The sequence below is a fragment of the Micromonospora sp. NPDC007271 genome, assembly GCF_040634005.1.
Taxonomy (GTDB): Bacteria; Actinomycetota; Actinomycetes; order Mycobacteriales; family Micromonosporaceae; genus Micromonospora.
This window is the reverse complement of record NZ_JBEYER010000033.1, coordinates 24,084-38,637: the sequence shown is the minus strand read 5'-3', so window position 1 is coordinate 38,637 and position 14,554 is coordinate 24,084. Positions and strand designations below refer to the sequence as shown.

Here is a 14,554-nt window from a genome sequence, read left to right as displayed (position 1 = left end):
CCGCACCCCAGCCCGGTATGTGGCCCTTCCTTGCCCGTCAGCCGGCGCGGTGCGCCTGGATGGCGCGGCGGCGGGCCAGCCGGTGGGCCCGGCGGATCTCCGCCTCCCGGTAGCGCCGCTCGTCCTCCGGGGTCTCGGGCAGCACCGGGCGGACCGGGCGCGGCGAGCCACCGACGTCCACGCCCACGAAGACCAGGTACGCCGTGGCGACCGGGACGGGCTCCTCCTCGGCCGAGTCCCAGCGCTCGGCGACCACCTTCACCCCGACCTCCATCGAGGTGTGCCCGGTCCAGTTGACCTGGGCGTGCGCGTGCACCAGGTCGCCCACCCGGACCGGCTCGGAGAAGACGATCTCGTCGATCGAGGCGGTGACCGCGGTGCCGCCGCTGTGCCGGGCCGCCGCCGCCCCGGCGACGTCGTCGACGAACTTCATCAGTACCCCACCGTGCACGGTCCCGTACAGATTGACATCGACGGCGGTCATGATCCGGCTCAGCGTGACCCGCGAGTACGAGGTCGGCTTGCCAACCGGCCCGGCGGAGGGGTGATCTGTCATGCCAGAAACGGTACGGTGCGCGGATGCGACATCTCTGGAGCTTCCTCGCCGGGTTGGTGGTGGCGCCCGTCACCTGGGCGCTCGTCACCCTCGGTCAGGACGGGTCTGGACGCACCGTGCACCGCTGGGTGGAGATCGGTACGTACAGCACGCCCAACCTGATCGAGCCGGCCGTCTACCTCGGCGTCGCCGGCATCCTGCTCGGCCTGCTCGGCACGCTGCGCTTCTCGCCGCTCGGTCCGCTCGTGGCCGGGCTGCTGCTGGTCGTGCCCTACCTCGGCCTGTTCGTCGCGCCGTTCACCGTGCGGGACCGGATCCCCGACGGTTGGAAGCTGCTCGGGGACCCGCTGCCGCTGCGCCAGCCGCTGGAGAACGGCACGCTGTTCCTGATCGGTGTGCTGCTGCTGATGGCCGTGTTCAGCGGGCAGCGCTGGCGGCAGTGGCCCGGGAAGCCCGTGGCCGAGGCGGAGCTGACCTCGGCCGACAAGCCGGTCGAGCACCCCCCCTCGCTCGGCGACTGGCCCCCGTCCGACCTGACCGACCAGGACACCGCGCCGCTCAGCCTGGGCTACCCCGACACCACCCCCACCGAGCCGCTGCCCCGCCGCGTCGGCGGCGAGTCCCCGTGGTCCGCACCCCCGCGTGCCACGTCGCGACCGGAGGGCAGCACCGAAACCCGCTGACGACCGCGGGCGGGCCGGAACCCCGGCCCGCCCGCCCGATCGTCGCGGCTCGGCCGGTCAGCCCTTGAGCAGCTGGCGCGCCATCACGATTCGCTGCACCTGGTTGGTGCCCTCGTAGATCTGGGTGATCTTGGCGTCCCGCATCATCCGCTCGACGGGGTAGTCGCGGGTGTAGCCGTAGCCGCCGAGCAGCTGCACGGCGTCGGTGGTGATCTCCATGGCGGCGTCGGAGGCGAAGCACTTGGCGGCGGCACCGAAGTAGGTCAGGTCCGCGTCGCCCCGCTCGGACTTCCCGGCCGCGGCGTACGTGAGCTGCCGGGCCGCCTCCAGCTTCATGCCCATGTCGGCGAGCATGAACTGAACCCCCTGGAAGTCGGCGACGGGCTTGCCGAACTGCTTGCGCTCCTGGACGTACCCCTTGGCGTAGTCCAGCGCGCCCTGCGCGATGCCGAGCGCCTGGGCGGCGATGGTGACGCGGGTGTGGTCCAGGGTGCGCATCGCGGTGGCGAAGCCGGTGCCCTCGGCGCCGATCATGCGATCCGCCGGGATCCGGACATTGTCGAAGTAGACCTCGCGGGTGGGCGAGCCCTTGATGCCGAGCTTCTTCTCCGGCGCGCCGAAGCTGACCCCGGGGTCGGACTTCTCCACCACGAACGCGGAGATGCCCTTCGAACGAGCTGTGGGATCGGTCACAGCGAAGACGGTGTAGTACTCGGACACACCCGCGTTGGTGATCCACCGCTTCACGCCGTTGAGCACCCAGTGGTCGCCGTCCCGGACGGCCTTCGTGGTCATCGAGGCGGCGTCGCTGCCCGCCTCCGGCTCGGAGAGGCAGTAGGAGAACATCGCGTCGCCGCTGGCGACCGGGGTCAGGTACTTCCGCTTCAGCTCCTCGGAGCCGGCCAGGAGCAGCGGCATGGTGCCCAGCTTGTTCACCGCCGGGATCAGCGAGGAGGCGGCGCAGGCGCGGGCCACCTCCTCGATCACGATGGCCGTGGCCAGCGCGTCCGCGCCGGCGCCGCCGTACTCGACGGGGATGTGCGGGGCGTGGAAGTCGGCCGCCCGCAACGCGTCGTACGACGCCTTGGGGAACTCGCCGGTCTCATCCGCCTCGGCGGCGTGCGGGGCCACCTTCGCCGCACAGACCTCACGGACCGCCTCCCGGACCGCCTCGTGCTCCTCCGGCAACCGGTAGACGTCGAACGACTGCTCTGCGGCCATGTCGGCCCCTCCCCTTCACCGCTAAGATGCGCAGTCTGTGGTGCCCGGAGGCCGCCGACTGCCGCAGACTGAAGGATAGGCCACCAGGCATCAGCCGGAGCTTACCGGCGGGTAGGCTCGCGCACGACAGGCGGCGACACGGCACAACTACCCTCACACAAGACGACAGGAATCCCCTCGGTGCCCGGCCAGGCGCCCAGCCGAACGCGACGCGAGGAAGCGCCGCCAGTGCGAGCGGAGAGACAGGCGTGACGATCCCGTACCCGAACACCCAGCCGGTGCCCGCCATCGCCGCGGTGACCCCGCCCTCGGGCGCGGCCCGGCCCCGGGTGACATTCCTGGGCACCGGTTACCTCGGTGCGACGTACGCCATCTGCTATGCCGAGCTGGGCTACGAGGTGCTCGGCTACGACGTCGACGCGGACAAGATCGCCAAGCTGAACGCGGGCGAGGTCCCGATCCACGAGCCCGGCCTGGACGAGTTGCTCCGGCGTAACCTGGCCGCCGGCCGGTTGCGGTTCAGCACCGACATCCAGGAGACCGCCGACTTCGGCGACGTGCACTTCATCTGCGTCGGCACCCCGCAGCGGGCCGACGGCATGGGCGCGGACCTGTCGTACGTCGAGGCGTCGGTGACCAGCCTCGCCCAGCACCTGACCCGCAAGGCGCTGATCGTCGGCAAGTCCACCGTCCCGGTGGGCACCGCCGAGTGGGTGGAGCAGCTGGTCGGCAAGCACACCCCCGCCGACCTGGGCGTGGAGGTGGCGTGGAGCCCCGAGTTCCTCCAGGAGGGCTTCGCCGTCGACGACGTGCTGCGGCCGAACCGGATCGTGGTCGGCGTCAAGAGCGAGTGGGCCAACGGCATGCTCTACGCCGCCCACAAAGGCGTCTTCGACCTGGCCGCCACCGAGGACCGCGAGGTGCCCCTGGTGGTCACCGACTTCGCCACCGCCGAGCTGGTCAAGGTCGCCGCGAACGCTTTCCTGGCCACCAAGATCTCCTTCATCAACGCGATGGCCGAGGTCTGCGAGGCCGCCGGCGGCGACGTCACCCAGCTGGCCCGCTCCATCGGGTACGACCCCCGCATCGGCAACCGGTTCCTCCAGGCCGGCCTCGGCTTCGGCGGCGCCTGCCTGCCCAAGGACATCCGGGCATTCCAGGCCCGCGCCCAGGAGCTCGGCGCCGGCGAGGCGCTGCGCTTCCTGCACGAGGTCGACCTGATAAACCTGCGCCGGCGGACCCGGGTGATCCAGCTCGCCGCCGACCTGCTCGGCCGCCGGTCCGGTCCGGCCGGGCCGGACCTCTCCGGCACCCGGATCGCCGTGCTCGGCGCCACGTTCAAGCCCAACACCGACGACGTACGGGACGCCCCGGCCCTCGCGGTCGCCGCGCTGCTCGGCAAGGCCGGCGCCGACGTGCACGTGTTCGACCCGCAGGGCATGGACAACGCCCGCCGGACGGTGCCCGAGCTGACCTACGAGGCGAGCATGAACGACGCGGTCCGCGACGCCGACCTGGTCTGCGTCCTCACCGAGTGGGCCGAGTTCCGCAACGCCGACCCGGTCGCCCTCGGCGAACTCGTCGCCGGCCGCAAGGTCGTCGACGGCCGTAACTGCCTGGACTCCACACTGTGGACCCAGGCGGGCTGGGCGTACCGCGGCATGGGCCGCCCCTGACCCACCGACACCTCGTCGGCGTCCCGACCCGGCCTCGCGCCGCGGGCCCGGAATCGTCCACCGGCCGGCCATGGATCCGTTCCCCGGCCGGCCGGTTTCTTTGTCGCCCGGAACGCGCCGGCAACGGTCGAAATCCGCGCCCGGCCAAGGCATGCTGCGACAGTGGAGGCCCACAGTGCGGGCCGGCCGGACGGAGGGGTGTCGTGCAGGACTTCAGGTGCGCCTCGTGCGGGCGGGAGATCAAGCCGGCCGTCGCCTGCCCGCACTGCGGGGCCGACCAGCCACAGTGGCTCGAGCACCTCGCGGAGATCGAGCGCTCGATCGCGGAGATGAAGGCGCGCGACGCCGAGATCGCCCGCGAACAACGGCAGATCGCCGCCAAGATGCAGGCCGCGCTCTTCCAGCGGGACATCCTCGCGCACGCCGGTGAGAAGCAGCAGAAGCAGGCCACGCGGCCCCGCCGGGTGCTCCGTCGGCGACCGACCCGCCGCCCGCCGACGGCCGCCACCGGTGCGCCGCCGCGGGTGCCCCGGCAGGGCACCCCGCCGCCGGCCCCCGAGGACCTCCCACCCCGGGTCCACCCGCAGCGGCTCGACGTCGACAAGCCGGGGCACCCGCCGGAGGCGTCCTCCCGGGAGGTGCAGAACATCCCCCTCGGGCTCGGTGCGCTGCTGCTCGGCGTCGCCGCGGTGGTCTTCGCCGCGGTCGCCACCAGCTCGATGGACGCGCTGGCCCGGCTCGGTGTGCTCCTGGTGGCGACCGTGCTGATGCTGCTCGCCCCGCCGGTGCTGGCCCGCCGGGGGCTCACCTCGACCGCCGAGACGATCGCCGCGGTGGGTCTGCTGCTGGTGCCGCTGGCCGGGTACGCGCTCTGGGCCGTCGACCGGATCGGCGGCGGGGCCTCCGGCTCGGCCTTCGCCGGCTCGATCTTCCTGGTCACCACCGTCGTCTCCGTCGGGTACGCGTACTGGACCGGGCTGCGGGCACCGCGCTTCGCCACCGTGCTGGCCGCCCAACCGGTGCTGCCGCTGCTGGCGTACGAGCGCATCACCGGGCCGGCCGGCTGGGCACTCGTGCTGACCGTGGTGGCCGTCGTCGACCTCGCCCTGGTCCGCTCGGCGGTGGTCGTCGAACGGCCGGTCCGGCAGGATCTGCCCACCCCGTCCCCGGCGCCGCCCACCCCGCCCCGGCAGCGCACCGCCGACGACCGGCCCGAGACGGACCCGGAGGAGTCCGCCGAGGTGCTCGGCGCGGAACCGACCGGAGGCTCCTCCGCCACCGTCCCGGCCCGTCCGGTGCCCTGGCTGCCGGAGCTGACCTGGACGCTGCACGGGATGGCGGTCGCCGTCGCCCTGGCGTACGCGGTCACCGCGCTGCTGCGCGCCACGACGGTGCCGCCCGCCGCCGGCGCGGGAGCCGTGCTGCTGCTCGCGGCGCTCGTCGGGCTGGCCGGGACACTGGCGCTGGGCCGGCCGCCCCTGCCGGACGTGGGCGCCGGCCTCGTCACCCTCGCGATCATCGGCGCGCTGGGCCGGGTCGCCTCGGTCGCCTTTCCCGGCCGGTCGCTGCTGCTCATCGCGGCGGTCATCGCGCTGACCGGGTTCGCCGTCCGCGCCGTACCGGAGGCGGCCCGGCGCGGGCCGCAGCTCGCCTCCGCGGTGGCGCTGACGGTCAGCGGTCTGGTGGTGGCCGGTGGCGCGCTGCGCGCCGGGCTGGCGCCGGTCCGGGCGTCGTTGCCCGCCTGGTCGGCCGACCTGGGCCGGTGGCAGGCCGAGCTGGCCGCCGCGGTCGGGCCGACCGGCTGGCAGCTCGCGGCCAGCGCGCTGCTGCTCACCATCGCCGCGGTGGTCGCCCTGCCCCCGGAGATCCGCCGCGAGTTCGCGGTGGTCGGGGCGGCGCTGACCGCGCTCGCCGTGCCGGCCTCGCTCGGGCTGGGCTGGGCGGTGGCCTGCTGGCCGATGCTGCTGACCGCGGTCGGGATCGGGGTGCTCGGGCTCACCGTCCGCACCGAACGGTCCGCCGTGGTCCACGCGGTCACCGCCGCCGGGCTGGGCGTGCTCGGCGCCGGGGCCTCGCTCGCCCGGCCGGCGCTCACCGCCGCCGCACTGACCACCCTCTTCCTGGCCGGCGCGTTGGTGTCGCTGGCACCCCGGGTCCGTATCGCCGCGGCGGCGGCCGACACGGTCTGCGCCTGGGCGGCCGGCGGGGCGGCGTTCGCGCTGCCCGGAGCGGTGGCCGCCTTCGTCGCCGCGACCGTGCCCACCGATCCGACCCCCACCCCGGCGAGCCTGCGCGAGGTCACCGTCCCGATCCTCGCGGCCAGCTTCCTCGGCGTCTGCGTCACCCTCGGCTACGCCGCCCTCGTCCAGGTCGCGCAGCGGCACCTCGGCGCGCCGCACGCGATCGGCACCGTGCTCGGCGCGGTGGCGGTCGCCGCGGCCGGGTTCGGCGCGCCCGGGGCCACCGCCGCCGACGCCTGGGTGGGCGGGCTGCTGCTGCTCGCCGCCGCGCTGCTGGCGCTGGCCCCACGGGTCGACGCGGGCCGCCGCTCCGACGTGTCGCTGGACGGGTCGGACCTCGCGCTCGCCGCCACCACGGCGGCGTTGATCGCCACCCTGGTCCGGATCGCCGCTGTGCTCGCACCCGGCGGCCAACTGGTGGTGGCGGCCGGGCTGGTGCTGCTGGTCGCCGTCGCCGCCCGGGCACTGCCCGAGGAGTGGCGACGCGGGCCGGTCCTCGGCCTCGCGATCGGCGGCACGCTGGTCGGCCTGATCGCCGGCTGGAGCGCGCTGCGCGGCGGGGTCGGCGTCCTGGCCACCCCCGGCCCCATCTGGGCCGGTGACCTGAGCGGCTGGCCGGCCGCGCCGACCGGCGGGTCCGCCTGGCAGGCACCGGTCGCGCTGGCGCTGCTGGCGGTGGCCGCGGGCATCCTGCTGCCACCGCCCTGGAGGTACGACGTGGCCGGGGCGGCGGCCGTGCTCGCCACCATCGGCACCCCCGCCGCGTTCAGCCTGCCCTGGTGGTCGCCCGTGCTGGTGGGCGCCACGGTCGCCACCATCTTCGGGATGGCGGCGGCGGCCACGGTGGAGCCGCGGGCCGCGCTGTCCCGGGCCACCGTGGCCGGGGCGGTCGCCCTGCACGCGGCCGGCGCCGGGCTGGTCCGCCCGTGGACCACCGCGCTGGCGCTGGGCAGCATCACGCTGATCGGAGTGGTGGTCGCCGCCTTGGCCCGCTCGCTCGCGCCGACGCTCGTCGAGGATCTCCGTACCGAGGGGATGCCACCGCACCTCGTGCAGGTGGGTGGTGCGGCGGTGGGCGCGGCCCTGCTCGCCCTGCCCGGGGCGGTCGCCGCGCTCGCGGCCGAGTTCGGCCGCTCACCGCAGGTGGTGCTCACCGCCGCGCTGGCCGCATCCAGCATCGGTCTCGCCGCGGTGGCGGCGGTCCGCCGGCAGGTGCCGCAGTACCTGCCGTACGCGAGCGTGGCCGTGGTGGGCGGCGCGACCGTCAGCGCGCTCGTCGCGGTGATCGCCCACCTGCCCTCCGGGGTGTACGCCGCCGCAGCGGCGCTGCTCGGCGTGCTCGCGGAGCTGGTCCGGGCCGCCACCGCCCCGCCGGTCGGCTCGGCCCGGCCGGTGCGCCGCTGGTCGGTGCTGCTCGACGGGGCGCTGCGCCGGCTGCCCGACGACGGCACCGAGCTGCGCTGGCGGGTCAGCCCCGCCGCCGGGGCGCTCGCGGCGGCGGTGCTGCCGACCGCGCTGGCCCTGATCAGCCTGGCACCACCGCTGCTGGTGGCCCTGGCCGAACCGTTCCGGGTGCTGCCCCGAATCTGGCAGGGGGCCCCGCCCGAACTGCTCACCCCACCCGCCGAGGCCGTCGATCCCACCCATGTGCTGACCGCGCTGCTGCTCACCGCGACGGCGGCGCTCGCCGCCACCGGGTTCAGTGGCGGCCGGCGTTCCCGGGCCGTGCCGGTGGTGCTGCCCGGCGCGGCGGTCACCGTGCTGATCACGCCGGTGGCCCTCGGGCACGGCTGGCCGCAGAGCGCGCTGGCGGGGCTCGCGGTCTTCACCCTCGCCATGCTGGGGCTGGCGCTGACCCCACCCCCGCCGCTGGTGGAGCCGGCCCGTTCGCTGCGAGTGACCCGGGTGCTGGTGTTCGCGATCGGGCTGGCCGCCGGGGGCGCCGGGCTGGCCGGCAGCCTCGCCACCCGGGAGCTGACCCTGTTCACCCTGGGTGGGGCGGTCGGCGTGGGTGCCGTCGCCGCGCTCTTCGGCACCACCCAGCGGGCCCGCATCCTCGGCTGGCTGTTCGCCTCGGTGATGGCCGAACTGTTCGTGCTCACCCTCGGCCTGGTCGCCGGGCTCGCTGCGGTCTGGTCGGCGTTCGGGGTACTGGCGGTCGGGGCGGCGCTTCAGGTCTTCGCCGCCATCCTGCCCCGGCTGCGCCGGCCGGAGGCGTACCGGGAGGCGGCCACCGTGGAGTGGAGCGGGTACGCCGCCGCCCTCATCGCGCTGGCCCTGGCGTACGACTCGCCCCGGCACATCGCCGCGCTGCTGGCCGCCTGGGGTGCCGTCCTCGGGGTGGCGGCCGGCCGCCCGGGCCGTCGGCCGGTCGAGCGGCGGATCCTGTTCTGGTCGGTGGTGTTCTGCGAGATCAGTGCCTGGTGGATCCTGATGCGGGTGGCCGACGTGGCGCTGCCCGAGGCGTACACCCTGCCGTTCGCGGCGCTCGCCCTGCTGGTCGGGTTGCTGGAACTGCGGCACCGGCCCGACCTGTCGAGCTGGGTGGCGTACGGGCCGGCCCTGGTCGCCGCGTTCCTGCCCACCCTGGCGATCGTGCTGGCCACCGACACCACCATGCTGCGCCGGGTGCTGTTGCTGCTCGGCGCGGTGGCGGTGCTGATCTTCGGCTCGACGAGCCGGCAGCAGGCACCGGTGATCGTGGGTGCCACGGTCACCGCGATCGCCGCGGTGCACGCGCTGATCAGCCTCGGCCCGTGGCTGGTGCTGATCCCGGTCGGCCTCGTGCTGCTGGTGCTCGGCGCGAGCAACGAGCGCCGCCGCCGGGCCCAGGAACGGTTGCAGAGCGCCCTACGCGGCATGAGATGAATCGGAGGGGCTGGCATCCAACGTCGGGGGCAGGCAGAGGGGTGCCGGTTCGCGGGAAGGCTGCGGCAGGGGGTGCCGGTTCGCGGGAAGGCTGCCGCAGGGCGTGTCGATCAAGGCTTGGGGCGGCCGGCGCGGTGCCGGTCAGGGCAGCGAGGCGCGGAGGGCGGCGTCCTTCTCGGCCACCAGCTTCTCCAGGTTCGTCTGGAAGTCGGCCATCCGCTTGAGCAGGGCCGGATCCGAGGCGGCCAGGATCCGGACGGCGAGCAGGCCGGCGTTGCGAGCGTTGCCGATCGACACGGTGGCCACCGGCACACCGGCCGGCATCTGCACGATGGAGAGCAGTGAGTCCATCCCGTCGAGGTGCTTGAGCGGCACCGGCACGCCGATCACCGGCAGCGGGGTGACGGCGGCGACCATGCCGGGCAGGTGAGCGGCGCCGCCCGCCCCAGCGATGATCACCTTGAGCCCACGATCGGCGGCGTTCCGGCCGTACTCGATCATCTTGACCGGGGTGCGATGTGCCGACACCACCCCGACCTCGTACGCCACCTCGAACTCGTCGAGCGCCTCGGCAGCGGCCTTCATGGTCGGCCAGTCCGAGTCGCTACCCATGATCAGCCCGACGGTGCTCACTCGTGTCCCTCCCGCAGCCAGCGTGCGGCGCGCGCCGCCCTGGCCCGTACCTCATCCAGATCGTCGCCCAGCGCCGTGACGTGCCCGATCTTGCGGCCCGGGCGGACCTGCTTGCCGTACAGGTGGACCTTGGCCCCGGGCTCGGCGGCGAACAGGTGGTGCAGCCGCTCGTCGATCGACATCCCGCCCGGCTCGCCGCCCAGCACGTTCGCCATCACCACGACCGGCGCGGTGAGCGAGGTGTCCCCCATCGGGTAGTCGAGCACGGCCCGCAGGTGCTGCTCGAACTGCGAGGTGCGGGCTCCCTCGATGGTCCAGTGCCCCGAGTTGTGCGGCCGCATGGCCAGCTCGTTCACCACGAGCCCGGCGGGCGTCTCGAACAGTTCCACGGCGAGGAGGCCGACCACGCCGAGCGCGGTGGCCAGGTCGATGGCGAGCTGCTGGGCGCCGACCGCCAACTCCTCCGGCAGGCCGGGCGCCGGGGCCAGCACCTCCACGCAGATGCCGTCCCGCTGCACCGTCTCCACCACCGGATACGCGGCGACCTGCCCGAACGGCGAGCGGGCCACCTGCACGGCCAGCTCCCGGCGCAGCGCGACCCGCTCCTCCACGATCAGCGGGGTGCCCCCGGCGAGCAGCGTCTCGGCCAGCTCGCCGGCCTGGACGGCGTCGTCCACCAGCCAGACGCCCCGGCCGTCGTAGCCGCCCCGGGCCGCCTTCAGCACCACGGGCCAGCCGACCTGCGCACCGAAGGCGACCAGGTCGGCGGGCGCCTCGACCGGGCGCCAGGCCGGGTTCGGTGCGCCCAGCTCGCCGAGGCGCTCGCGCATCGCCCGCTTGTCCTGCGCGTACAGCAGCGCCTCGGCCGGCGGGAAGAGCTTCACGCCCTCGTTGGTGAGGGTGCGGATGTGCGCGTTGGGCACGTGCTCGTGGTCGAAGGTGACCACGTCGCAGCCCTTGGCGAAGGTACGCAGGGCGGCGAGGTCGGTGTGGTCGCCGTACTGGACGTCGGCCGCGACCAGGGCCGCGCCGTCGTCCGGGGTGAGCGCCAGCACGCGCAGCGACTGGCCGAGGGCAATGGCGGCCTGGTGGGTCATCCGGGCCAGTTGGCCTCCGCCCACCATGCCGACGACAGGCAGTCCGGTACGGGAATCCATAGCGCCGCCAGCCTATCCGGGCCGGTGCCGGGCCCCGCCCACCGGGCCTGACCCGGGCCGGCCGCCCCGGCGCCCGGTGGGACACCGGTCACCGACGCCGGTTCAGCGTCCCGCGGTCACCACGATCCGGCGCTGCCGGGCCACCTCCCCGGCGGTCGTCCGGGCGATCAGCAGCGAGCCGACCACCGTGGGCGCGAGCCAGGCGACAAGGCTGCCGCCGGTCATCTGGACGGCGAAACCGGTGACGAACGCGATCACCGTGCTGCCCATCAGGTTGAGGTGCCAGATCCGCCAGGCGCGACCGCCCATCACCCGCGGACGGCGGCGGGCGAACCAGAGGCCGCCGACCAGCCAGCCGAGGGTGAGCGCACCCAGCAGGGCCAGCCCCCACAGCCGGGTGGGGTCGAAGGCGAAGAGACCGAAGGCGCTGAGGCTCAGGCCGGCGGCGGCCACCGCGTAGACCCGGCCGAGGAGGGTGTGCCGGCCGCGCCGCTTCGGCGCGAGCAGCACGGGCAGGGCGAGCAGCAGCCCGGCGGTGCCGCTGAGGCCGTGGACCACGACGAGAACCGTACGCATGGCACCCTCCCCTGACCTCCCACTTTGGGAGGTCGACACCACCATCGTGCGACCTGACACAATGGGATGTCAAGCGATTCGCAAAGGAGCACATCCCGATGCCGGACCGGCCACTCAACGCCACCGCCGCCTCCCTGCTGGGCTTCCTGCACGACGGTCCGATGACCGGCTGGGACCTGGTCGAGTACGCGCAGCAGCGGATCGGGGCGTTCTGGTCGCTGACGCAGAGCCAGGTCTACCGGGAGCTGACCGCGATGGCCGCCGCCGGACTGGTACGCGCCGGCGAGCGCGGGCGCCGCGACCGCAAGCCGTACGAGATCACCGACGCCGGGCGGGCCGCATTCGCCGAGTGGGTCGCGAAGCCACCGGCGGAGGAGACCATCCGGTTCCCACTACTGCTCACCATGCTCTTCGGCCGGCATCTGCCGGCGGACCGGCTGGCCGCGTACCTCGCCGAACACCGGGTCGCCCACGCCGCCCGGCTGGCCGAGTACGAACAGATCGCCGCCGCGCTGCCGCCCGAGGCGGACGAGGCCGACCCGTACTCGGTGGCGACGCTGCGCTTCGGGCTGGCGTACGAGCGGGCGGTGCTGGACTGGTTCGACGCCCTGCCGAAGCCGCTCCGGCCGGCACATTGACATGATCGGGTCATGACGATCCGCGAGACGCTGCGCGCGCGCCGCGGCGGTCCCCGCGACGTGGACGAGCCGCACGCGATGACCGTCTCGACGCTGGACGCGGACGGCGCGCCCGACGCGCGGGTGCCGATCCTCAAGGACCTCGACGACGAGGGATGGCACCTGGCCACCACCGCGACCAGCGCCAAGGGCCGGCAGCTCGCCGGCAACCCGGTCAGCGGAGCTGCGCGACCAGGTCGTCGACGGAGGTGACCGGCCGGTCGCAGACGAAACCCCGGCAGACGTACGCCGTGGAGCCCCCGTCCAGCGCCGGCCGCCCGGCCAGCAGCGGCACGCCCGGCTGGTCGGCGCGGCCCGCCACCACCACCGCGCCGGGCGGGGCGTGCCGGTGGGCGGCCGCCACCAGCGGGTCGCCCACCGGGTCGTCGGTCACCACCGCGATCTCGTACGGCCCGGACAGCAGCGCCTCGCCGGCGGTGGCCGCGTACCCCGTGAACCGGGCGTGCCGGCCGACGATCGGCGCCACGGTCGACAGGGTGGCCTCGGCCGCCTCGCGGTACCGGGTCTCGCCGCTCAGCGCCGCGTACGCGATCAGCGCCGCGACGATCGCCGACCGGCCGGACGGGGTGGCGTTGTCGGTGGGGTCGGCCGGCCGGGTGACCAGGCTCTCCGCGTCGTCGGCGGTGTCGTAGAAGCCGCCGTCGGGAGCGGCGAACCGGGCCAGGGCCACGTCCAGGAGCTGGCCGGCCAGCGTGAGCCAGCGCCCCTCGCCGGTGAGCTGGTGCAGCGCGCAGAACGCCTCGGCCACGCAGCCGTAGTCCTCCAGCACACCGGCCGGCTCGCCGACGGTCTTGTCCCGGGAGACCCGGCGCAGCCGGCCGTCCACCAGATGCACGCTCGCCAGGTGCTCGGCGGCGTCCCGCATCGCCCCGTCGGAGACGATGGTGACGCCCTCCATCAGGTTCGCGTCCTCGGCCTCCGGCGCCGCGTAGAGCGCGGCGACCTGCTGGAACTCGGCGATCGCGGTGATCGCCAGTCCGTTCCAGGCGGCCACCACCTTGTCGTCCCGGGCCGGCTGGGGACGGGTGTCCCGGGCGGCGAGCAGCCGCCCCACCACGTCCTGCCAGCGCTGGCGCACCGAAGGGTCGGCGTCGTCGACGTCCCGGGCCAGCCGCAACACGCTGGTGCCGTGTTCAAAGGTGCCGGCCTCGGTCACCCCGAACAGGTCGGCGGCCCAGCGGCCGTCCTCCTCCCCCAGCACCTCGACCAGCTGCGCCGGGGTCCAGACGTAGGTGAGGCCCTCGACGCCCTGGGTGTCCGCGTCCAGCGCGGACGCGAAGCCCTCACCCGGCCGGTGCAGCTCGTCGGCGAGGAACCGGGCGGTGTCCCGGGCGATCCGCCGGGCCAGCCGGTCCCCGGTGAGCCGCCAGAGCTGGGTGTAGACCCGCAGCAGCAGCGCGTTGTCGTAGAGCATCTTCTCGAAGTGCGGCACGGTCCAGTGGCCGTCCACGGAGTAGCGGGCGAACCCGCCGGCGAGCTGGTCGTGGATGCCACCCCGGGCCATCGCCTCGGCGGTGTGCCGGACGATCTCCAGGCTCCGGGCCGAGCCGGTGCGCTGATGGTGCCGGAGCAGGAAGAGCAGGTTCATGTGCGGCGGGAACTTGGGCGCCCCGCCGAACCCGCCGTTCGTCTCGTCGTACTCCCGGGCGAGCTGGTCCGCGGCGGCGTCGAGCAGCTCGGCGGTGAGCGGGGCGGTCAGGCCGCCCACGGCCTGGGCGCCGCCGATCGCCTCGACCACGGCGGCGCCCTGGCGCAGCACGGCCTCCCGCTGGTCGCGCCAGGCGGTGGCGACGGACCCGAGCAGGCGAATGAAGTTCTGCCGCGGGAAGTAGGTGCCGCAGAAGAAGGGAGTGCCGTCCGGGGCGGCGAAGACGGTCATCGGCCAGCCGCCCTGGCCGGTCATCGCCTGGGTGGCGGTCATGTAGACGGCGTCGACGTCCGGGCGCTCCTCCCGGTCCACCTTGATCGAGACGAAGTCGTCGTTCATCAGCCGGGCGACGGCCTCGTTCTCGAACGACTCGTGCGCCATCACATGGCACCAGTGGCAGGCCGCGTACCCGACTGAGATGATCACCGGAACGTCCCGCCGCTTCGCCTCGGCGAACGCCTCGTCGCACCAGGGCCACCAGTCGACCGGGTTGTCGGCGTGCTGGAGCAGGTACGGGGACGTTGCGTTGGCGAGTCGGTTCACCCGATGACCATATCGAGGGCGCCCCGGTGGCGCTGCGGGAGCGGACCGGCCGGAC

General features: G+C 74.5%; 11 protein-coding genes. 5 read left to right on the top strand and 6 right to left on the bottom strand.

From position 1 onward, the window contains the following. Positions 1-37: 37 nt before the first annotated feature. Positions 38-556 (bottom strand): acyl-CoA thioesterase, encoded by a 519-nt coding sequence (locus ABZ570_RS14550; protein WP_358062324.1) that lies wholly within the window; start codon positions 554-556, stop codon positions 38-40. 23 nt (positions 557-579) lie between these two features. On the opposite strand from ABZ570_RS14550, the gene ABZ570_RS14545 reads away from it, so the two are divergent. Then, positions 580-1,239, top strand: coding sequence for a hypothetical protein (locus ABZ570_RS14545; RefSeq protein WP_358062321.1), 660 nt, complete (start codon positions 580-582; stop codon positions 1,237-1,239). Positions 1,240-1,296: 57 nt separating this feature from the next. On the opposite strand, the gene ABZ570_RS14540 is transcribed toward ABZ570_RS14545, so the two are convergent. Then, positions 1,297-2,460 carry an acyl-CoA dehydrogenase family protein gene (locus ABZ570_RS14540; RefSeq protein WP_358062318.1) on the bottom strand — a complete coding sequence of 388 codons (1,164 nt, stop codon included), beginning with the start codon at positions 2,458-2,460 and terminating at the stop codon, positions 1,297-1,299. Between the two features lie 248 nt (positions 2,461-2,708). Between ABZ570_RS14540 and ABZ570_RS14535 the strand changes: the two genes are divergently transcribed. Further along, a complete protein-coding gene (locus tag ABZ570_RS14535; protein WP_358062315.1) occupies positions 2,709-4,136 on the top strand; it encodes a UDP-glucose/GDP-mannose dehydrogenase family protein in 1,428 nt (475 codons plus the stop codon). A 203-nt stretch (positions 4,137-4,339) separates the two neighbouring features. After that, on the top strand, positions 4,340-9,244 hold the full coding sequence (locus tag ABZ570_RS14530; RefSeq protein WP_358062312.1) for a permease: 4,905 nt from the start codon (positions 4,340-4,342) through the stop codon (positions 9,242-9,244). Positions 9,245-9,385: 141 nt separating this feature from the next. Here the strand turns inward: ABZ570_RS14530 and purE are convergent, their stop codons facing one another. The 3 genes from purE to ABZ570_RS14515 all read right to left on the bottom strand — a co-directional run bounded on the left by purE (position 9,386) and on the right by ABZ570_RS14515 (position 11,610). Beyond that, on the bottom strand, positions 9,386-9,877 hold the full coding sequence (gene purE / locus ABZ570_RS14525) for a 5-(carboxyamino)imidazole ribonucleotide mutase (protein WP_358062309.1): 492 nt from the start codon (positions 9,875-9,877) through the stop codon (positions 9,386-9,388). Further along, positions 9,874-11,034: a 5-(carboxyamino)imidazole ribonucleotide synthase gene (locus ABZ570_RS14520; RefSeq protein ID WP_358062306.1), complete on the bottom strand. Its 1,161-nt coding sequence runs from the start codon at positions 11,032-11,034 to the stop codon at positions 9,874-9,876. The genes purE and ABZ570_RS14520 overlap by 4 nt, the downstream gene beginning before the upstream one ends. A 102-nt stretch (positions 11,035-11,136) precedes the next feature. Next, positions 11,137-11,610, bottom strand: coding sequence for a hypothetical protein (locus tag ABZ570_RS14515; protein WP_358062303.1), 474 nt, complete (start codon positions 11,608-11,610; stop codon positions 11,137-11,139). Positions 11,611-11,708: 98 nt separating this feature from the next. On the opposite strand from ABZ570_RS14515, the gene ABZ570_RS14510 reads away from it, so the two are divergent. Together ABZ570_RS14510 and ABZ570_RS14505 are read left to right on the top strand one after the other, a co-directional pair. Then, complete coding sequence (locus tag ABZ570_RS14510) at positions 11,709-12,248, top strand: PadR family transcriptional regulator (protein ID WP_358062300.1); 540 nt, start codon at positions 11,709-11,711, stop codon at positions 12,246-12,248. Positions 12,249-12,260: 12 nt separating this feature from the next. After that, the gene (locus ABZ570_RS14505; protein WP_358062298.1) at positions 12,261-12,500 is read left to right on the top strand and encodes a pyridoxamine 5'-phosphate oxidase family protein; all 240 of its coding nucleotides are present in this window, start codon (positions 12,261-12,263) and stop codon (positions 12,498-12,500) included. Here ABZ570_RS14505 and ABZ570_RS14500 read toward each other — a convergent pair. Continuing rightward, a complete protein-coding gene (locus ABZ570_RS14500; protein ID WP_358062295.1) occupies positions 12,463-14,499 on the bottom strand; it encodes a thioredoxin domain-containing protein in 2,037 nt (678 codons plus the stop codon). The two genes, ABZ570_RS14505 and ABZ570_RS14500, sit on opposite strands and share 38 nt — an antisense overlap. Positions 14,500-14,554: the final 55 nt, after the last annotated feature.

Bases quoted from the DNA above. Each gene is read 5' to 3' on its own strand.
- ABZ570_RS14550 (WP_358062324.1), bottom strand. From the start codon at position 556: ATGACAGATCACCCCTCCGCCGGGCCGGTTGGCAAGCCGACCTCGTAC.
- ABZ570_RS14545 (WP_358062321.1), top strand. From the start codon at position 580: ATGCGACATCTCTGGAGCTTCCTCGCCGGGTTGGTGGTGGCGCCCGTC.
- ABZ570_RS14540 (WP_358062318.1), bottom strand. From the start codon at position 2,460: ATGGCCGCAGAGCAGTCGTTCGACGTCTACCGGTTGCCGGAGGAGCAC.
- ABZ570_RS14520 (WP_358062306.1), bottom strand. From the start codon at position 11,034: ATGGATTCCCGTACCGGACTGCCTGTCGTCGGCATGGTGGGCGGAGGC.
- ABZ570_RS14515 (WP_358062303.1), bottom strand. From the start codon at position 11,610: ATGCGTACGGTTCTCGTCGTGGTCCACGGCCTCAGCGGCACCGCCGGG.
- ABZ570_RS14510 (WP_358062300.1), top strand. From the start codon at position 11,709: ATGCCGGACCGGCCACTCAACGCCACCGCCGCCTCCCTGCTGGGCTTC.
- ABZ570_RS14505 (WP_358062298.1), top strand. From the start codon at position 12,261: ATGACGATCCGCGAGACGCTGCGCGCGCGCCGCGGCGGTCCCCGCGAC.